Below are 20,175 nucleotides of genomic sequence, written 5' to 3'. Positions count from 1 at the left end.
TTTCTGCCCATAACGACTATACTGCGATCGGCCAACAGGCTGATCGCAAACCTGTTTTTGTAATTTAATGACTCAAAAAGCCCCATATAAAGACCATACTTTCAGCCAGAGACTTCTGGACTGGTTCGATGTACATGGCCGTAAGCATCTGCCGTGGCAGCAAAATAAAACGCCTTATCGTGTCTGGATCAGCGAGATCATGCTGCAGCAGACGCAGGTAACCACCGTCATCCCCTACTACCAGAAGTTTATGGCGCGATTTCCAGAAGTGACTGACCTTGCAGCAGCCAGTGAAGATGAAGTACTCCATTTCTGGAGTGGGCTCGGTTACTACAGTCGCGCAAGAAACCTGCATAAAGCCGCAAAAAAAGTGGTGAGTGACTTCGCAGGGGCATTTCCCCACTCAGTTGAACAGCTTATGGAACTTCCGGGCATTGGCCGATCCACTGCTGGTGCCATTGCCTCCATTAGCATGGGGATCCGGGCTCCCATCATGGATGGCAATGTAAAAAGAGTGCTTACCCGCTACTTTGCCATCTCCGGCTGGCCCGGGCAGACACGTGTCGCCAATGCGCTATGGGAGATTGCTGAACAGCTGACACCTGAGTGTCGCACAGGTGATTACACTCAGGTGATGATGGACCTGGGGGCAACGGTTTGCACAAGAAGTAAACCCGCCTGCCAGGTTTGTCCACTGGAAGCCGATTGTATAGCGCACAAAACAGGCCAGCAGAGGCTGTTTCCGGAATCAAAGCCAAAACGGGAGAAACCGGAAAAGTCGGTTATTATGCTGATGGTAGTGAATCAGTACGGTGAAGTTCTGCTTGAAAAACGACCACCGTCTGGCATTTGGGGAGGACTCTGGAGCTTTCCCGAGATTTCAGCTCCTGATCAGATTATCGAGCAGGCACTTGAGAAGACAGGCCTGTTACTGACAGACTTCGACACATGGCCGTCTTTTCGTCATACCTTCAGCCACTACCATCTGGACATTACCCCGGCACTGAGTCTTGTTGAATATCCGGGGCAAACCAATACGGTAATAAAAGACCATGACAATTATTATTGGTTTGCCCTGGATCAATCGCCTGAATTGGGGTTGGCAGCACCGGTAAAGAAACTTTTACAAAAAGTAGAGAATGCACTGTAAGAAATTACCCTGAGGTTATTTTTATACATTATGTATAGAAGTTTCAGCTCTATGGTTTAACCCATTGGTTGAGGAACCTGAAGAATGATTGGTTGCAAATGTGAGACATTCCATAAAAAAATATTGGTAATTGCCATTTCTGCAATAGTCTCAACATCAAGCCAAAGTGATCACGCTGGAGTTGAAACTGAAAATGCCGGTAATTTATCCAATGACCAGCAAGAAACTCAGGAAAACTCCCCACCGGGTTCCGATGCGAACAATATAAACCCCGGCACTATCTACATCGCCACCATGGGGATGACAGGAATGGAGGCTGAGGGTGAAAAAATCCTGAACCACGGCAATATTGAAATCAATGTACCAGGAACAGGTATGAGGGCCACAGCCAGCCCTGAAGATACAAGCCATCAAACGACAGCCACCAATCACGGCACCATTTTGCTAAACCACCCCGAAAGCACAGGAATGGTCAGTAATGGACAGAACATTGTCTGGTCCGGTATCGGCAAAGAGTGGGATGAACACAGTAATGACTACAAAGCAGGTGCCATAAATTATCCCCATGGCTCTATTAAGGGTCAGGGAACCGGACTGCTGTCTTATAACAATGGCCTGATCAAAAATCACGGCAGTATCCAGATATCGGGTTCGCACTCAACCGGGGCCAGGGCACAATCCATTGACCCGGATAATCCAAATGTCGGTTTCGGACTTATTGCCAACACCGGCACCATAACTGCTACGGATGGTGCCAGCGGCATTCACCTGCACAAAGGCGGGCTTAAGAATTCGGGAACAGTGATCAGTGATGATGCCGCTATCCGGGGAACAGGGCCCTTTAATATCGCCATCTTCACGCCCGGTAGCTATATCAGGGGACAGCGTGCTGCCGTGCTGCTTGAAGGCTCCGGTAATGACCTGAACCTGATTGAACTTCGTGGCGGCACACTACAGGGAAATCTGCTCGGCAACAGCCCGATGGATATTCTGCGTATCAACCCGGCAGACAACATGACTGAAGACATTAACCAGAAGATTTCAGTCAATGGTGAAGTCAGGGACTTTGAATTCATTTATATAACCGGTGACCGGTGGACTGCATCCCGGCCAATTATAAACCCAAAATCACTGATTGCTGCCGGCACTGTGAATGTCACCTTAAGTCCTGTCAGTGAGGATCAGGCGCAAACCCTGCAGCTCAGTTTTACGGATTCGTTTCCATCAGAAAATGGCGTTGATATCGAGGTCAGCGAATCTGGAATAGCCCATATTGATTTATCGGACACCAATAACCGTCCTGCCGCCAGAATATCCCTGGTGGGAGGTAATATCAGCCAGATGACAGGCCATCTGCAAGGCCGTGATGAGCTATCTCTGGCAAGCGGAATCATCAATATCATTGAGGATGTAAATCGAATCAGAGCACAAACCGATGGTGACTGGCAGGTAAAAACGCCGGTCCGTGGCGTAAAACATCTGGTCACTGAATTCGCTGGTGATAAAGAGACACCCACTTTTGAACAGACGTCAATTGTCCTCGGGAACCCAGCACAGTCATTACAAGACAACCGACTGACAGAAAAAGCCAATACACTGGTGGTTGCAACGCCTTCAGAGTCTGACATCAGCTCGGGTCAACCGATCCCGGAATTCGATGGATCAGCGGGTAAAGCAGAAGTCACCATCGCCAACGGGGCGCGTTTTGGCCAACTGATTGCTCCGGAGAAACTGATCGTAAAGGCCTCCGCTGACCAGCCTTTTCACGCTTACGGACCTGTTCGTAATGCCAGACATATTGAAGTTTCAACCTCTGCGCTGGTACAAGGGGTTACACTGGGAGCCTCTCCGGCACATACCGATAGCAGCCTGGGGCTGCTTTTCAGTGACAGCGCATCCGGTGATGCCATCAGGATCACCAATTACGGCACTGTTAATGAGATTGATGCGTCCAACGGCCATCAACGTCCAGACCTTCACTATGTCCACGACAGTGACACGCTGGTAAACCTGCGGGGCAACAACACCAGAAACGACCAACTAACCGTTAAGGGCGGTTCTGCAGAAACCGTACAAGCCGTTTCAAGCTCAGCGCTACAACATGGTTTTGCTACCCTGAATCTTCATGGCGTGGCAGCACCGGTGGAGCTTCCCGCTGATCTTGAGTCATTGACACTCACCAGCACCCTGCCTATTGGGCATATTTATGCGGTCAGTGCTGATCACCTGGAGAAAGAAAGAGCAGACAAGGCCCAGGATATACCTAATCCGACGTTTATGCCGTTTTCAGTCGGGAAGTATGAAAGTACAACATTAAAAACTGACCTCATGACACCGGGTCTAAATTTCAACATTAAAGCACGTCCCAACATGCGTTTTGAGATTCTTAATGGTGAAATAGGTACTCTGACAGGTAACCCGGAAAAGGACGATCAGCTGGTTATTCACGGAGGCCACATTCAGGGCGATACGGACAGCCTCCACTCCGTTACCGTTGCCAGTAATGACTGGGGTTCCCATGGAACGCTCAATAACACCGGAGAAGTGCTGGTTGATAAGCATGGCATTCTGACATTACTGCGGGTTTATGGACCACAGGAGATCCCTCACCGTACAGAGAATGATCTGACCCTTCAGATAAAAACAGCTGCCGGACAGCGGTTGCCTGTTACGGTAACAGAGGGTGGAGCACTTGGCCTGCTGGAAGTATATGACCAGGCCAGTCTTGGTGATCTATCGTTGCAGGGTGGCGTGGTAAGCATCATGCCCGGTGACCACAAGACGCTGGAGCTGGGAAAAATTACTAATGCCGACGGTGTTTATTCTCCGGAAACCGGGCTTGGCAATGTACTGGTTGGTGGTAACCCGCAACAAAGCCCCTTTGGGAACAACCTGGTACTCAGTACTCCAAGACCCGTCAGTGTCTTCAGCAAAAAAATTGATAGCCTGCAGCTAACTCAAGGAGCAAAGCTTAAAGGTGAGATTCCGGCGGTAGAGCGACTGTTTATCACAACCCCGGATTTTGTATCTGAAGGCCGGATCAGTGCTATTGAACTGGTCGCTGATGCACCTGTTGCTGAAGTCAATGTTGCTGACAGCTCCAAGCCCGCAGCCGATGTGCCGGATACCCCTGCCAGGCTGAATATACAGACATCACCAGAGCGTCCTTTGACGATAAAAAGCAACCAGCCGACTCCGCAGATACAGCGGCTCAATCTCAATGACGGAGCCAATATTGGTGCTGTTGATTCTGTGAAAAATATCTGGATTCATAGCTCAGGCTGGAACAGCCAGGGGCTGGTGAATAATCCCGAAACACTCACTATTGCCCCTGATGGGGCAGCAGATCTTATTGTTGCTGATGGAACGCAGACCAGTGAGCAGGATTTCGCTCAAAAACAGTCGATGCATCTTTCTTTTTCCGGTGATGCCCCCTATGACTGGAATAAGGCATTTGTCGTCACCAATCTCGGTGAGGCTGGCATCAATGAATTACCTGATCACCGGGGAGAGCTGAAAGTACTGGATTTCTCGGCGGATACCCAGCGCCCTCCCCTGTACTTTATGCAACATGGCGGCAATACCGATCGGGTCATCGGCCGACAGGACAAAAACGACACTCTGGCCCTGGTGAATGGCCCACTGAAAACAGCCTCAGGATTTGCCAATATCGATATCTTTGGCGCTGACTGGCACAGCATTCAGTTAACAAATCCTGAAAATATCAACATCCACGAAGCAGCCAGTGCAGCCAATATTCTTGTTTCTGATCAGATGCCAGAGGGCAAAGGAATACTGGCAACCCACTTTACAGAAGACTGTGGCAGGGTATACGTAAATTCCAGAGGAACGCTGGATGAGGTCAACCTGTCACCATTACAGAGCAGCCCATCATTCAGCATAGAGCAAACCGGTGGCAAGATTGGTTCACTTAAAGGAGCCAACGGTAAGGATGATCGATTCATTGCCAATAATACGACAGTAGAAGAACAGATATCCGATATTGATTTCATTACCTTTAACGGTATCAACCACTATAAAGGTAACCTGCTTCGGTCCAATGGGCTCATTGATGTGAATGGCCATCTCCATTTTTTGGCAGATAGAATGGCTATCGTTTCCGGCTCGTCAGACAGTCGTCGTGCAGAGGTGCCTGAATCATCACCTGCATTGCATATTCGTCAGGGAGCCGTCGTTACCATTCCATCTGAACTTAATATCGACGGTAACTATCAACAGGATGGTCGCCTGGTGCTGACAGAACAAAGTCCGGACGCGGCAGGGTTTGAGCCGTTAACCGATGGTACGATACCGCAAGCCCCGGTGGTGGCAGCCAAAAATATCCACGTGGGTCCTGCTGCTGATTTTGTGTTTGACAGCGTTATCATTCAAGATCCGGCCATTGGCAAACAATATCTGTTGATGGAAGCAGAGGATTCCAACATTAACCAGCCGGTTAATGTGGATGCTGACAATGAGCTCTATATCCACTATGACGCGATCATTGATCCGGATAACGCAAAAAGAATGCTGCTGATCAGCACGGATCAGGCTGACCATCGGGTATCTCAGGTTCCGGGGCGGTTTCGATCCATGATGCTGGCAGCCACAAAACCTTCCGAAAAAGAAGAACACGACAGTGAAAGTGCCAAATTAACCCGGCATGTTGTAAAAAATGTAAAGCCCGGCAAAGACATGAAAAAAGCCGCAGAGCTTGCCCCTGCCATGTCGCCTCATGCGGTGCACAATGCCAACCTTGCACTGAAAACGGCGGGCAAAACCCTTAACGACAGAATGTCTGGCAAACGAACCGGCATCAACACCGGAGATATCTTCTCTTCTGGCGCGGCCTGGATTCAATACGACTACAGCAAGGCAACACAGGATATCAACGACCATGTACCGGGTTATCATGCCAGAATCACTGGCTTCTCCATGGGGGCAGATAGCCCTCTGGAAAGGGATCAGAATATAGAAGCAGGCATTGCCTACACCTATGCAAAAGGAAACGTAGCAGGGAAAGATGGCTCAAGAAACAAAATTGACACGGATACTCATATTGTCAGCCTTTACTCCTCGTACCTGGAAAATGATTTTTTCTTTGATGGCCGGATGAGTTATTCCTCTGGCAAGAATAAAGGACGCCGCTACGTTGATGGTCACCTGAACGATGCAAAATATGATTCCCGGAGCTGGGGGGTCGGCATGATTGCGGGCCACACTTACTCCCTGGGAGATGAGTGGAGCTGGCAGCCTCAGGTAGCCTTTAATTATTTCACCATCCAAACTGACGATTATACCGAGTCCGCCAGAGATCCTGCCCAGACACACTTATCATACGATCAGGTCAAAAATGGCAAATATGACATCATGGAACTGGGTGCTGGCCTGAAGTTGATGGGAGAAATGAATACCCGGGCAATGGTCATCAAACCAGAGCTTGGGCTGATGGGCTTTCACGATTTCAAAAAAGATCCGATTGCTATTACTGCTCACTTTGCCGCAGGGGGTGAACACTTCCGTATCAATGGTGCCGACAGAGATAACAACCGCTATCAATTTGATGCCAGCATGAGTGTGGAAATTCAAAGCAATACCACCATTACCTTCCGTTACTCCCACCATTGGGCAGATAACTTCAAAGTTGATGGGTGTATTGCCAGGGTTCGCTATAGCTTCTAAAAGCCTTTTCCTTCAGACTCCAGCCGACCTTTCGTTTTCAACATTCTGTCCCGCATGAAGCATAGTCCAGCATCAGAGCCTCTAAAGAAAGCATCAATCTTGCCATTGGCACCTCCTTTACGGCTCGTTACATGATGAATCGCTGCTTCGGCGGATGCAAAACTCTCTAGCCCCGGCCCCTTGCCTGAATCGTAAAAGTCTGGACTACCTTCGAAATTGTGAGGATCGTAGACCGTGTATTCGAACGTACCGTCTCTTTTTTTGTTTCGATAGATACCAAAAGAGTATAAAGGCTGGCAAATCATGGCTGTTGATGAGTAATCCCAGTTTGTGGTTTCCAATATATCCTGACGCGTGCATGTTTTGATACCAAGACCTTCTCTTTCGTCTGGCGAGATTCGACCCTCACCTTCAGACCCCTCTTCCACCAGTAAATTCGAGTAGCCTGATGATGAGGCGATGCCGGTTAAAAGCAGGTGCATTACACATATTGTCATAGGGTAATGGCCATTAGACAAACTACGTCTCAACTCTTGAGCATCACCTCTGGCGCTGATTATTTCTTCTAAATAAGCAACCAGGACCTGAAAAGAAAATTTATAACCTGTTGCCTGGAAAAGCTGCATTCTCAGTACGTCAAAACCGCAACTCCACATACTGCCAACATTATTACTGTCATATTCGCCAATACCAAACCTGGTCTGGGCATAGGGATAGTAATCTTTGCCATCTTGATCTTTAGCCTGGAGATTTTTTAAATAAAGGCCTGCCCTGGTTGAGCTTAACTTTGAATATCCGGGGAAACCGCACCCTCCGGCTGTTGATCCGTCTGCAACTTCACAGAACGAACCAATACGCACCAGCTTGTGCTGCCCAGTCCTTTTATCCATCACATGAAGCACTTCTTCAATCGATTCCCCTCTATGGTCTGGGTGAGTGATAGTTACCAGGAATTTCGATATAGCGTAATGATCTTTATTATTAAATGCGATGTCATCTACAGCATCTTTAGCCACCTGTTTGCAGGTTAACCTGGCGTTTGCAACCCACGAATCACCAGCGGCCATCCTCATCTCTTTATAAGCGTCCCTTACATCTGCTGTTGTCCGGAATCCGTCTATAAATCGAACCCGGTCTGTATCCGTTTCTTTTAAAGAGAATGAGAATAGCGAATTCGCCGGTGGTTGGGGCAATGAGGGAGAACTGCCTGCTGTTGCTGATGACGGAGGAGGACTGCCAGCTGTTGATGGTTGTTGTGAAGTATCCGTTGCATGGGTTATCTTGTATTCAGCCAATGCCCGTGTGACGGGCTTTGCAAACCAGGCGTCAGGATGACGCTTCATCACAGCCTCGGCTTCAATTAATGAGACGGTATATTTGGTAAATATCGCTTTCACCACCACCGCGATGGCTTTCACCGCACGAGCAAGGATGAAACTGTCATCATGCTTGTTCCAACAGTAAGACATGGCGTTCAAAGCGCCCAATTCAACTGAACTCATATACCTCTCTCCTTTTATTATTCTGAACAACTTGTATTCTCAGACAGAAAATCTGGCTATAAGTTCAAAAACTGGCCATTTATATGAATGAATGTGTAGCGCACAGATACAGAGTAAACTGATTCTCTGTGAATCACCCGGGAGCACCACAGGGATGAATAACCTTGATGGCGGACACTTCAACAACACCTTCTCACGCCTGCCTGAATGCTTTTATACAAGGCTGGGCCCAACTCCCCTGGAGAACCCGAGACTAGTGACCTACAGCCCATCAGCCGGCCAGCAGCTGAACCTTGAAGACACCCGAAAAACCCGGGAAAAACTGACATTAATCGGTTCCGGAAACCGTGCATGGCCCGGTTCAGAACCACTGGCCATGGTGTATTCCGGCCATCAGTTTGGTGCCTATAATCCCCAGCTGGGTGATGGCAGAGGGTTGTTATTGGGAGAGCTGGTCAATACCCGGGGAGAAAAGTGGGACCTGCATCTTAAAGGGGCCGGGCCAACCCCTTACTCCCGATTTGGTGATGGCAGAGCCGTCCTGCGCTCCTGCATCCGGGAATATCTCGCCTCAGAAGCGCTCCACCATCTGGGCATTCCGACGACCCGCGCTTTGTGCGTGGTGACCAGTGATACGCCGGTTTACCGGGAAACCAGGGAAGCGGGTTCAACATTACTCAGACTGGCCAGAAGCCATATCCGCTTTGGCCACTTTGAATATTTTTTTTACAACAAACGATATGAAGCCTTAAAAGAGCTGGCTGATTACACCATTGAACACCACTTTCATGATCTTGAAGGAATGAAAGCAGTGGCGGGCAGTGACAAAGGCTATCAGCTGTTTTATGCAGAAGTCGTTCATCGTACCGCAACCTTAATTGCCCGGTGGCAGGCTGCAGGTTTTGCCCACGGCGTTATGAATACCGACAATATGAGCATTATCGGGGATACGTTTGATTATGGCCCCTATGGTTTTATGGACGATTTTAACTGGCACTACATCTGCAACCACTCTGACCACTCCGGTCGCTATGCCTTCAGCCAACAACCCGACATTGGCTACTGGAACTGTGGCAGGCTGGGCCAGGCACTGGTTCCCCTGTTTGATGATGTTGAGTTAATCCAGAAAGCGCTGGATCAATACCCACAAATCTACACCCAAACCTATACCCGCCTGATGCTCGATAAACTGGGGCTGGTGGCAGAAGAGGAGGAAGACGCAGAACTGGTTCGCGATCTCCTTCAGCTATTGCATGACAGTCACTGTGATTACACATTATTCTTCCGAACCCTCAGCAGCTTTCCTTCAGAACAAGCCGTTAACCAGCTGGAGCCGTTAGTTAACCACCCATCACTCGCCCCCTGGCTGGATAGCTATAAGAAAAGGCTCAAGAGAAACCCTCTGGATGACCAGAACCGCCAGAAACGAATGAAACAGGTGAACCCGAAATACATTCTCAGAAACTATCTGGCACAACAGGCGATCGAAAAGGCAGAGAAAGGGGACTACCAGGAAATTGAAAACCTGATGAACGTACTGGTTTCGCCCTACGATGAGCACCCTGATTTTGAGCACTATGCAGGTCAACCGCCTGAATGGGGCAAAAAACTGGAAGTCAGCTGCTCTTCCTGAAGGGAATGAATGTTTATCAGGTAGCTTTCCCGTTAAGATACCCTCAATCCACAGTAACTGAAGCAGTGAGATAACAATGGCCAGAATGATTCAATGCGTCAAACTGAAAAAAGAAGCGGAAGGCCTCATTGTTCCGCCATTACCCGGTCCAAAGGGTCAGTGGATCTTTGAGCATGTTTCCCAGGAAGCCTGGACTGAATGGCAGGCCCACCAGACCCGCCTGATCAATGAAAAGCATCTTAACCTGTTGGCACCTGAAGCCCGGCAGTATCTTATGGAACAAATGGATAAATATTTCTCCGGCGAAGATATTGATGCCGCTGAAGGCTATGTGCCGGAAGATAACTAACTCCCGGCTGGCTATTCTTAGCCAACCTCAGGGGCTGGCATGCCTTAACAGCTGATGGGAAAATCTTTGATCATGTTTATTGTTCAGATAACTCTAGTACATGGTTTCAATGAGTTTGACGGGTTGTCGTGCCTCCGCACTCCGTTCGCCCTGAGGCTGTCGAAGGACCCATAGGGCCTACAGGCGGAAACTCCGGACTCTGATAGAACGTGCCAAGCACCCTTCGACTCCGCTCAGGGTGAACGGAGATCGTACACGTCAAACTCATTGAAACCATGTACTAGACATAACGCGCATATAGAAGACGATGGATGCTTATCAATCGTTGCTTATTTGTTGAGCTGCACAGTGCAACCATTGCGCCTGACACAGCAAAACCTGTCGTCAGGTTTGGCTGTACTTGCTTTTTTGAACTCCAATAACAAAAAAGCCTTGAGCAAGGGCTCAAGGCTTTTTATATGGTGCCTAGGGGCGGAATCGAACCACCGACACGCGGATTTTCAATCCGCTGCTCTACCAACTGAGCTACCCAGGCTAAATTCTGGCACATGTATTTTTTATCATTTAAGTGTGGTGCCTAGGGGCGGAATCGAACCACCGACACGCGGATTTTCAATCCGCTGCTCTACCAACTGAGCTACCCAGGCGCTGTTCAAACAACGAAAACGATGTGCGAGGCGTATTAAACGGATTTCACCCTGGAGAGTCAAGTCATATATAAATTTTTATGGTCAGTCGGTGAGTATGCAAGCCGGGGATCATCAACCCGTCGTTTATTAACCGTGTACATTTCTCTATTGATACCAACTTCAATATCCGCCATGCAGTTGATCCCAAACTGCCTGGTCCCGCTCGGCAGTCCAGATTCTCGGCCAGTCGATACCAGCAAACTCATCCCAGAGGCGCTGAACATCAAATGGCAAGCAGTGCTCAAAAATGGGCCAGTTACCATACCGGGTGGCCAGGCTTTTATGGGATGCGGCAAAGGCTTCGGTTGACGTTCCCCCGTTTTTATAAACGGTCCCTACCTGATCAATCAGGGTCTTGAGGAAAGTGCGACTTTGCTCGATAGCGGCATCTACATGATCCCGACCGTGGACAACTGCACCCCGGCCACCAACCAACGTTTCAGCACCGTAAGCCTTTATCTTGTCCAACGTGGTGGTGGACCAGTCGAAATGGAAAGCATCACCGGTGTAAAGTGCAGCCCGGGCCTCAACAAGATCTCCCGCAAACAGAATGTTATGCCGGGGCAGCCAGGCACAGATATCCCCGGCGGTATGACCCCGTCCACAGTATTCCAGCACCAGGCTTCCCCGAAGCCCACCCAGCGGGATTTCTAATCGATCATTAAACACAATATCAGGATGGGTCAGCCCCTGGATTCCTTCGGGCTCCCGGAACAACCTGGGCATTCGACGAAACTCACTGCCCCAGTCCTCCATACCACGCTCTTCAATCAGGAACCGGGTGTTCTCATGGGCAATAATCGATTCGGCTGAGAAGGCGGCGGCACCGAGTACGCGCACTGCATGGTAGTGGGACAAAACCAGATACTTAACAGGCTTTGTTGTATGCCTTCTGAGTTCCCGTAACCAGTCGGACGCCGCCGTTGGTGTTGCCCGAGCCTCAAAAGCAATAAGGAAGTCTTCTGCCTCAATGGCCCCGACATTGGGATCCCCCTCAGCGGTAAAGGCATAAACACCTTCTGCCAGCACTTCAAGCGTCTCTTTTTTGGGTTCCAGATCTCTTGATGATGCAAACGCTTTATTAGCCATCCTGTTAAGCCTTCGATTTCAGAAAAGAATTTTTTCCTGAAAGAAAATTAAGTAAATCATTTGGAGATCACTATAGCCAAATAAAATCAACAACAACCATCTATCTGGCAAAAATAACAATGACATTTAATTTTCAAACAATTATTTACAGAATAAAAATACCTCCTATCATTTAACCGGTCAGAACTTGCCATGTTTGATTATAAATAATGTGCTGGTTCAGATAAAAATATTACGATTGGAGGCTTGAATATATATGAATAATTTACCCTCTAGTGACTACCCCAGAGCTCCATCCAATACGTTCTGGGACAACAGTGATTTACCCCTCCCGCAATCCTCAACACAGTCGGCTGATTCCCCAGATTCTGGTACATCAGTAACAAACAATGTCCAACCCTATTTGAAGGGGCTTGTCGATGACGTACAGGAATTTGTTAGAGAATTAACATTATTCGAACGATCAATTAACATTGTCACCTCACCTGCTCTGGTCACAACATCAGAGGCGATCACTACCAATTTAAGATATATGGCGGACTCTATAGGGGATACTGGTGAGCCTTATCAAGCAGGGGATATTGGTGAGCTTCATCAAGCTCGACCATTGATCAAAAGCACCGAAGAAGGCATACATGTCTTTTCAAAAAGACCAAAGATTGATGGAATTCTGAGACAATCCCAGATTCCTCATACAACCAGTGAAGCTTTTTTTCACAAGGGACCTGAACAGGCCACGGCAGAGCTCAATGAGCAAATAACAAAAGACACCCAGGGCCTGATTACTGATTTTCTGCAAGCAAAAGACCTGGATAATCCAGACCTGGCGTTTCAACTGGTCACCTGGTTATTGCAACAGGTCTCATGGCAGTTTCCTTTTAGAGTGATGAATGAAAATGAGAGTTCAGAAATGACATGGGAAAATGCAACCCACTCAGAAATACAGTGGATGGAAAGTGGAAGTGTACAACCCATTAAGCACATAAAAAATAAAGACTATGACTTTGTCGCTGTTCCTGTTATGGAATCGGGCATGAAAGCAGTGTTTGTTTTACCGCCAGAAGGGGAAACGAATCCCGGTAGTGAAGATCTCAACCAGGTTTTGTCAAGTGGACTCACCACTATCCTGGGCAAATCCGGAAGTAAACACGCGGTGCTAACGCTGCCCAAGTTCAAGTTCAATTATCAATTTACAAAAATATGTGAAGAGGCTGAAGCCAAGGGTAAACATATAGCAGCATTGGACGTTGATGAAAATGGAGCGGCGGTAGCTGCTGCGTCATCTATACTCTCATACGATTTACATATACCTCCTGAAAAACTTCTTCGCTTTAAATTTGACCATCCATTCTACCTGGCAATAATTAACCATAAAAATTCCAACGACCCAAGGGTTATTGGCATGGCCCAGATTAATCATCCCGGAAAGAGCTGATTAACCTTTTTTACTTCTTGCTGCCACGTTCCCAACTGGCAGTAAGAAGTAAGATAATCAGCAAAGCGCTTATTAAGGAATAGTCCCGAAATAACTTCCTCATTTCACCCAGCTTCAGGGATAGCTCTATAGTTCCATTTTGGGAGAATTTTATCGAACTGAATGGTCATTTTCTCCTTGAAATCAGCCGCATACTTCCGGCCAGCCTCAAAGACCTTGTCGATGATTCTGGTAGTTACGGCAAGTCCTGTTGTCTCTGTTTTACTCATGTAGTATGCCGCTGTTTCAATGCTTTCCAGCGATACGCCCTGACAGGCGCGTGTCACGTGTGGGAACAAGCGGTGTTCAACGGGGTTGTATTTAGAGCAGTATGGTGGATAGTGCGCTATCCGGATCTCCACACCCAGACGATTCGCCAGCGCCTGCAGATCTTCCTTGAAAATATATGCCGACGCACTGTTACTGCCACCACCGTCACACAACATGAGCAATTCATTCTGACCCGGATAGCCCCTTTGCCCCTCTTCATTCCACCACAGTTCAACGCTTTCGCAGGCAAACTCAGAAGTTCGGCATGCTGTCCCATGGTTCGCTTTTTCTGTGGTTTCCGACGCCGGTAACCATTCTTGTGCAGTAAGCGGGAAACGATATTTTTGCTGGCAGTAAAAAATTTACTGGCATACTGCAATGCCGCTTCACATGCTACCAGGAGGTAACCAGGCGCTATTCTCAGACAGCCCCTCTGCTCTCACGCTCAGGCAAAAAAACCTCACAAACAGAAATAGGCTTATCCCGCAAAAAAAACAGGGATCGTCTGGCCCAGGCGATTTCTGCCGTAAATTCCACATCAAGGTGTGCGTTAAATTCACTGGCTTTGATATCGGCAACTTCAATCGGTCCACGGCGCAGGCCGGGCTGACTGAAAATATATTCACCTAATGGCCTGTCCTCCAGTTCCAGAAGTACTCTATTCTCACCGGACAGACTGGACTCCGGTAACACACTGCGGGCAAAAACCACCGGTTGACCTGAGCCAAACAGCAGGACTTCTCTTATGCTGGCACGCTGATCATCGCAATGAAGAAAGGCTTTCTCTGATGCATCCGGCTCCTGCCAATCATGGGAAATGACCCGGACAAAAAAATCGTTGTTGTGTGCTTGTTTCAGCCGTCGGGTCAACGAATGTTGATCCAGTATCATCTCACGCAGTGCGCTGGGTATCGCTTTGGCATCCCGGGCGGGTTGCCAGTTCATGTCAGCAAAGGGCATCGGCAGTACATCCTGCCTGGAGCCGATGACTCCAGGATCTGTCAATCAAGTGGGGATCAGTTAGGCAAAGAGCCTTCAACGCCCTCCACATACCAGTTCATGGACAGAATATCACCATCGTTCAGCTTTGTACCCTCTGAAACTTTAATGGAACCATCCTGTGCCTTGATGGGGCCTTCAAAAATGGTGAAGGTGCCATCGGCAATCTGTGTCTTGAAGGCTTCGACCTGGGCAACAACGGTTTCAGGAATGGCTTTGTTATAAGGGGCCATTTCAACCATGCCTGCGGAGAAGCCGCCCCATACATCTTCTGCCTTCCACTGCTTATCCAGTACTGCTTTGGCCGTGTCAGTATAGAAGCCCCCCCAGTGAACCATGCTGCCGGTCAGGTGGGCATCGGGACCAAAGCGTGTCATGTCCGTGTCATAGCCAAAGGCAAATACCCCTTTGTCCTGGGCGGCCTGCACCGGAGCGGGTGAGTCGGTGTGCTGGTTGATGATGTCGGCACCCTGGGCAATCAGTGACTCAGCCGCTTCACGCTCTTTGGCAGGGTCGTACCAACTGTTAATCCAGACCACTTTCACGGTGGCATCCGGGTTGACACTGCGCAGGCCGAGGGTAAAGGCATTGATCCCCTGGACCACTTCAGGAATCGGGAATGAACCCACATAGCCAATCACATTGTTTTTGGTCATATGTCCGGCAATCACGCCCGTCAGGTAACGGCCTTCATAGAAGCGGGCGGAATAGGTGCCAACATTCTTGCCACGCTTGTAACCCGTGGCGTGCTGGAACTTAACGTTGGGAAATTGCTTGGCCACTTTCAGTGTTGGGTTCATGTAGCCAAACGAGGTGGTAAAGATCAGGTCGTGTCCCTGCTGTGCCAGCTTACGGATGACCCGCTCGGCATCGGCACCTTCAGAGACACTCTCAACATAAGTGGTTTCGATATTCTTGCCCAGCTTCTCAACCATCTCCAGTCGGCCTTCATCATGACCATAGGTCCAGCCGGCATCACCCACCGGGCCGACATAGACAAAGCCCACTTTCAGCGGCTTTTCAACCGCCGACGAGAGTGTCGACAGGGTCATCAATCCGGCCGTGGCCACGGAGACGAGGGCCTTTTTAATCAGGGATTTCATGGGATGATCAACTCCTTACAGGTCTGTTTTATCGTTAGATTAATGGCCTGAGTTCCCTGTCAGGCCAGGTTGGAACTGTTTTAAAGATTACCCCGCCGGGTGGTAGGGTTTGCCAAGGGACATTGGTGCCAGCAACCGGCTTCTGGACTGGTTGCTTGATAGCAATACCAGCACCACAATGGTCGCCAGATAAGGCAGGGTCGCCAGCAGATTGGATGAAATAGAGGCACCCATCCCCTGCAGTACCAGATGCATAATGCTTGCCAAACCAAACAGCCAGGCCCCCAGTAAGACCCGTTCTACCTTCCAGCTGGCAAATACCACCAGGGCCAGGGCAATCCAGCCGCGCCCTGCGGTCATGCCTTCTGCCCACAGCGGCGTATAGGCCAGTGACAGATAAGCCCCCCCGAGGCCCGCCATGGCACCACCAAACAGTAACGCCAGCCACCGGGTCCGTATTACCGGTAAGCCTACAGCCGTGGCTGAGTATGGGCTTTCCCCGATGGCTTTCACCATCAGGCCGGGGCGGCTGAAGCGGAAGAACAGCCAGATAGCCAACGCGATACCCAGAGAGCAGTAAACCAGAATGTCCTGACTGAACAGGGCTTTACCCAGCACCGGAATGTCTGATAACAGCGGGATCAACATGGGCTGGAAGCCTGCCAAAGCCTGACCGATGTAGTCAGTGCCCACATAAGCACTCAGGCCTGCACCAAAAATGGTCAGGGCCAGGCCGGTAGCCACCTGATTGGCCCGCAACTGGATCGCCAGCAGGCCAAACAACATGGCCATGGCCATGCCAACCAGCAGACTCATCATCACCCCGAAGATCAGGCTCCCTGTGGTGAGTGCGGCAATAAAGCCGATCACCGCGCCCATAAGCATCATGCCCTCCTGCCCCAGGTTGAGCACGCCGCTCTTTTCACACACCAGTTCCCCCAAAGCAACCAGCAGCAGCGGCGTACCGGTTCGAACCATGGCAAACAGAATGTTAGTGATCAGGTCCATATCCATTAGCCGTTGACTCCTACATGATGTCCCTGAGCCGGGGGTTGATGAGCAGAGACTTTCAAGCGGTAACTGATCAGAAAATCACAGGCCAGCAGAAAGAACAGCAACATCCCCTGAAACAGACTGCCCATGGCCAGCGGCAGGCCAAGATCAATCTGACCCATCTCGCCCCCCATATAAACCAGCGCCATCAGCAGGCTGGCCAGTAAAATACCAATAGGGTGCAGGCGACCAAGAAAGGCAACAATAATGGCCGCATAACCGTAGCCGGGGGAGACCGATGGCACCAGCTGACCAATCGGGCCACTGACTTCCGAGATACCAGCAAGCCCGGCCAAAGCACCGCACAGCAACAGGCTGAAATACACCAGACGGCGCTCACGGAAACCGGCAAAGTGCCCGGCACTGGCATCCAGACCAATGACCTTCAGCTGAAAGCCCAGGAAGGTCCTGGTCATCAATACCCAAATGCACACCCCGGCCAGCAGTCCGAAGGCCAGACCAATATGCAGGCGGGTTCCTTCCAGCAACAGTGGCAGCGTGACCGCATCGGTAAACAGTGCGGATTCCGGGAAGTTAAAACCATGGGGATCTTTCAGGGGGCCGTGCACGGCATAGAGCAGCAGATTCAGGGCAATATAGTTCAACATAATGGTGGTGAGGATTTCATTGGTATTGAAATGATTCCTCAGCACCGCAGGGATCAAGGCCCAGAGTAAACCGGCCACAGCGCCGGTTATCAGTACCGCGGGGAGCACCCAGAAACCTTCCGAATCCATCCAGCTCAGGGCGGCCCAGCTGCCCATCAGAGCCCCCATCAGTAACTGTCCTTCCGCGCCAATGTTCCAGATATTGGCTCGAAAACACACCGCCAGCCCCATGGCGCAGAGCAGTATGGGGGCGGCTTTGACACCCAGCTCGGACAGGCCATAGCTATCGCTGATGGGCAGAATGAAGAAGGTATATAAACCGGTCCACGGGTTCTGCCCCTGCATGGCAAAAATCACACTCCCGGCCATCAGGGTGAGCAACACCGCCAGAACGGGGGACAGATATTTCATCAGGCTGGAGTCTTGCGGCCTTCTTTCAATGGCAATCTTCATCAGGGGGTATACTCCTTTGCCTGTCTGTCAGGTTCCATTGCCATCGGTGCTGAGGCTGATTTTTCCGGATGACCAAACACACCGGCCATCCATTGACCCACTTCGTTAATGGAGGTTTCCCTGACCGGTTTCACCGGCGACAGTTTGCCGTGGCAGAGTGCACCAATTCGGTCCGAAATCTGGAACAGTTCATCCAGGTCTTCAGAAAGCACGACGATGGCCGTGCCCTTGTCCCGCAGATCAATCAGGGACTGATGGATCAGGTTGGCGGCACCAACATCAACGCCCCAGGTCGGGCTGGCACAGATCAGCAGTTTGGGATTCTGTAAAATTTCACGGCCAATAATGAACTTCTGCAAATTACCGCCGGACAGGCTTTTGGCATCCGCTGAGTTGCCGTGGGCTTTTACACGAAAGCGACTGATAACGTTGTTGGCAAATCCGTGAATTCGTCGCTGTCTTAAAAATCCCCCGGACACCAGGTTTTGTAAAAAGCCAGTGAGCAGGCCATTATCTGACAGCGACATGTCGGGCACCGCTCCCCGACCCAGGCGCTCTTCCGGCACGACGGCCATGCCCAGGCGTCGTCGTTTACCGGGGGTTAGCTGGCCAATGGGCTGGTTATCCAGCGTGATAAAGTCCGGTGAGGTAGCCAGTCTCTCCCCGCTGAGCAGCTGAATTAATTCTTTCTGGCCATTGCCCGCTACACCGGCGATGCCAAGAATTTCCCCGGGTTTTACCGAAAAATGGATGTCATGCAATGGGGTGCCAAAGTCACCCAGTGCCGCTTCCGTCAGCCCTCTGACGACGAGGCGTTTATCGTCATTCTTATTGGTGGAAAAACTGTAGCGCTGACCCAGTGTCGTCTGGCTGCCCACCATCATACTGGCCATATCCTCAGTGCTGGTGGTTTTCGGATCACAGGTTCCGGCAATCTTTCCGTGTCTCAGTACCGTGGCGCTATCACACAGGGCTTTAACTTCCTGAAGCTTATGGCTGATAAACAGCAGACTGCAGCCTTCAGCGGCCAGCTTTTTCAAGGTGACAAACAAACTGCTGACTTCCTGTGGTGTCAGCACTGAGGTGGGCTCATCCAGAATCAACAGGCTAATGTCTTGTACCAGGCAGCGGATGATCTCAACCCGCTGGCGCTCTCCGGTGGATAAACTGTGCACATGACGATGAGGGTCAATGGGCATACCGTAATGGCTGGAGATTTCCTCGATGCGTCGGGCCAGATCCTTCAGCTGGCCTGCTGCTCTTTTATCCATCGCCTTCCCGTAAAAAGAGAGCGCAATGTTTTCCACCACGGTTAAGGTTTCAAACAATGAGAAGTGCTGGAATACCATGCCGATGCCAAGGCGTCTTGCATGGGCTGGCGATTTCAGGGTGTGCTGCTGGCCATCAAACCAGATATGTCCGCTGTCTGGTTGCGTCACGCCATAGATGATTTTCATCAAGGTACTTTTGCCTGCACCATTTTCGCCCAGCAGCGCATGGATTTCGCCAGGCCGGATGGCCAGGCTTACCTGATCATTGGCAACAACACCCGGATACACTTTGGTGATTCCTGCACAGCGAATACGGTAGCAGCGCTCTTCACCGCTGCGGTTGTCAAAAACAGTGCCTTTGCTGTCCAGGCGGTGTGAACGGCTGGATTCCGGCTCGTGACTTGCGGGCATGATGATCTCTGATAACGTATATTTATTCTTCTTGGTGAATCTTTGTTTACAGATTGACCTGTTGAGCATTTGGGGTGATTTCAAAAGCACAAAGCATACCAGAAACAAACAACAGTTAGCATGTATGAACCGGAGAGAATGATGAAAAAGTGGCAGTGTATTGTCTGTGGTTTTGTCTATGATGAGTCTGTCGGCTGGCCTGACGATGGCATACCTGCCGGAACGGCCTGGGAGGATGTTCCGGAGGACTGGCTCTGCCCGGATTGTGGAGCCAGCAAATCTGACTTTGAGATGATGGAAGTGGGTTGAATGATCGAAAAACCCGGATTTCTGACAAAAATCCCACAAACAGTTGGTTCAGACTATTGCCCTGAGAGCGGCTGTGTTTTAGTCTGTTTTTGTCTGTGAGCCATACACCTGTAGTCAAGAGCTGCTGCTG

Annotated in this window: 14 protein-coding genes and 2 tRNA genes; 6 read left to right on the top strand and 10 right to left on the bottom strand. The window is 50.0% G+C overall.

Features of this window, described 5'->3' with window-relative positions; translation table 11 throughout:
• Positions 1–67: 67 nt before the first annotated feature.
• Entirely contained in the window at positions 68–1,150 is a 1,083-nt protein-coding gene (gene mutY, locus ACO6UY_RS13880; protein WP_422447811.1) for an A/G-specific adenine glycosylase, read from the top strand.
• Between the two features lie 84 nt (positions 1,151–1,234).
• The gene (locus tag ACO6UY_RS13875; RefSeq protein WP_422490299.1) at positions 1,235–6,832 is read left to right on the top strand and encodes an autotransporter outer membrane beta-barrel domain-containing protein; all 5,598 of its coding nucleotides are present in this window, start codon (positions 1,235–1,237) and stop codon (positions 6,830–6,832) included.
• Here the strand turns inward: ACO6UY_RS13875 and ACO6UY_RS13870 are convergent.
• Positions 6,829–8,334 (bottom strand): hypothetical protein, encoded by a 1,506-nt coding sequence (locus tag ACO6UY_RS13870; RefSeq protein ID WP_422447815.1) that lies wholly within the window; start codon positions 8,332–8,334, stop codon positions 6,829–6,831. The two genes, ACO6UY_RS13875 and ACO6UY_RS13870, sit on opposite strands and share 4 nt — an antisense overlap.
• Positions 8,335–8,488: 154 nt before the next feature.
• Here ACO6UY_RS13870 and ACO6UY_RS13865 point away from each other — a divergent pair, with 154 nt between their 5' ends.
• Together ACO6UY_RS13865 and ACO6UY_RS13860 are read left to right on the top strand one after the other, a co-directional pair.
• Positions 8,489–9,967: a protein adenylyltransferase SelO gene (locus tag ACO6UY_RS13865; protein ID WP_422447817.1), complete on the top strand. Its 1,479-nt coding sequence runs from the start codon at positions 8,489–8,491 to the stop codon at positions 9,965–9,967.
• Between the two features lie 76 nt (positions 9,968–10,043).
• Positions 10,044–10,316 (top strand): oxidative damage protection protein, encoded by a 273-nt coding sequence (locus tag ACO6UY_RS13860; protein WP_422447819.1) that lies wholly within the window; start codon positions 10,044–10,046, stop codon positions 10,314–10,316.
• Positions 10,317–10,775: 459 nt separating this feature from the next.
• Here ACO6UY_RS13860 and ACO6UY_RS13855 read toward each other — a convergent pair.
• The 3 genes from ACO6UY_RS13855 to ACO6UY_RS13845 all read right to left on the bottom strand — a co-directional run bounded on the left by ACO6UY_RS13855 (position 10,776) and on the right by ACO6UY_RS13845 (position 12,094).
• Positions 10,776–10,851: transfer RNA gene (locus tag ACO6UY_RS13855), tRNA-Phe, on the bottom strand.
• 36 nt (positions 10,852–10,887) lie between these two features.
• A tRNA-Phe gene (locus ACO6UY_RS13850) sits at positions 10,888–10,963 on the bottom strand.
• A gap of 162 nt (positions 10,964–11,125) precedes the next feature.
• Entirely contained in the window at positions 11,126–12,094 is a 969-nt protein-coding gene (locus ACO6UY_RS13845; RefSeq protein ID WP_422490298.1) for an MBL fold metallo-hydrolase, read from the bottom strand.
• A 256-nt stretch (positions 12,095–12,350) separates the two neighbouring features.
• On the opposite strand from ACO6UY_RS13845, the gene ACO6UY_RS13840 reads away from it, so the two are divergent.
• The gene (locus ACO6UY_RS13840; protein WP_422447823.1) at positions 12,351–13,529 is read left to right on the top strand and encodes a serpin family protein; all 1,179 of its coding nucleotides are present in this window, start codon (positions 12,351–12,353) and stop codon (positions 13,527–13,529) included.
• Between the two features lie 104 nt (positions 13,530–13,633).
• Here ACO6UY_RS13840 and ACO6UY_RS13835 read toward each other — a convergent pair whose 3' ends face one another.
• From ACO6UY_RS13835 to ACO6UY_RS13810, 6 genes are all read right to left on the bottom strand, one after another.
• Entirely contained in the window at positions 13,634–14,200 is a 567-nt protein-coding gene (locus ACO6UY_RS13835) for an ISAzo13-like element transposase-related protein (RefSeq protein ID WP_422447954.1), read from the bottom strand.
• Between the two features lie 58 nt (positions 14,201–14,258).
• Positions 14,259–14,843, bottom strand: coding sequence for a chorismate--pyruvate lyase family protein (locus ACO6UY_RS13830; protein ID WP_422490296.1), 585 nt, complete (start codon positions 14,841–14,843; stop codon positions 14,259–14,261).
• An 11-nt stretch (positions 14,844–14,854) separates the two neighbouring features.
• Complete coding sequence (locus ACO6UY_RS13825) at positions 14,855–15,940, bottom strand: BMP family ABC transporter substrate-binding protein (RefSeq protein WP_269672022.1); 1,086 nt, start codon at positions 15,938–15,940, stop codon at positions 14,855–14,857.
• Positions 15,941–16,027: 87 nt separating this feature from the next.
• Positions 16,028–16,954 carry an ABC transporter permease gene (locus tag ACO6UY_RS13820; protein WP_422490294.1) on the bottom strand — a complete coding sequence of 309 codons (927 nt, stop codon included), beginning with the start codon at positions 16,952–16,954 and terminating at the stop codon, positions 16,028–16,030.
• Positions 16,954–18,054, bottom strand: a complete 1,101-nt coding sequence (locus ACO6UY_RS13815; RefSeq protein WP_422490293.1) for an ABC transporter permease — start codon at positions 18,052–18,054, stop codon at positions 16,954–16,956. The genes ACO6UY_RS13820 and ACO6UY_RS13815 overlap by 1 nt, the downstream gene beginning before the upstream one ends.
• The gene (locus ACO6UY_RS13810) at positions 18,054–19,736 is read right to left on the bottom strand and encodes an ABC transporter ATP-binding protein (RefSeq protein ID WP_422447831.1); all 1,683 of its coding nucleotides are present in this window, start codon (positions 19,734–19,736) and stop codon (positions 18,054–18,056) included. Before ACO6UY_RS13810 ends, ACO6UY_RS13815 begins: the two co-directional genes overlap by 1 nt.
• A gap of 141 nt (positions 19,737–19,877) precedes the next feature.
• Between ACO6UY_RS13810 and ACO6UY_RS13805 the strand changes: the two genes are divergently transcribed.
• Positions 19,878–20,045: a rubredoxin gene (locus ACO6UY_RS13805; protein WP_422447956.1), complete on the top strand. Its 168-nt coding sequence runs from the start codon at positions 19,878–19,880 to the stop codon at positions 20,043–20,045.
• Positions 20,046–20,175 lie beyond the last annotated feature (130 nt).

Origin of the sequence: Endozoicomonas sp. ALE010, assembly GCF_049310165.1 — a bacterium.
Classification (GTDB): Bacteria; Pseudomonadota; Gammaproteobacteria; order Pseudomonadales; family Endozoicomonadaceae; genus Endozoicomonas.
Note: the sequence above shows the minus strand (reverse complement) of the source record. Positions and strands in the feature narration are given on the sequence as shown.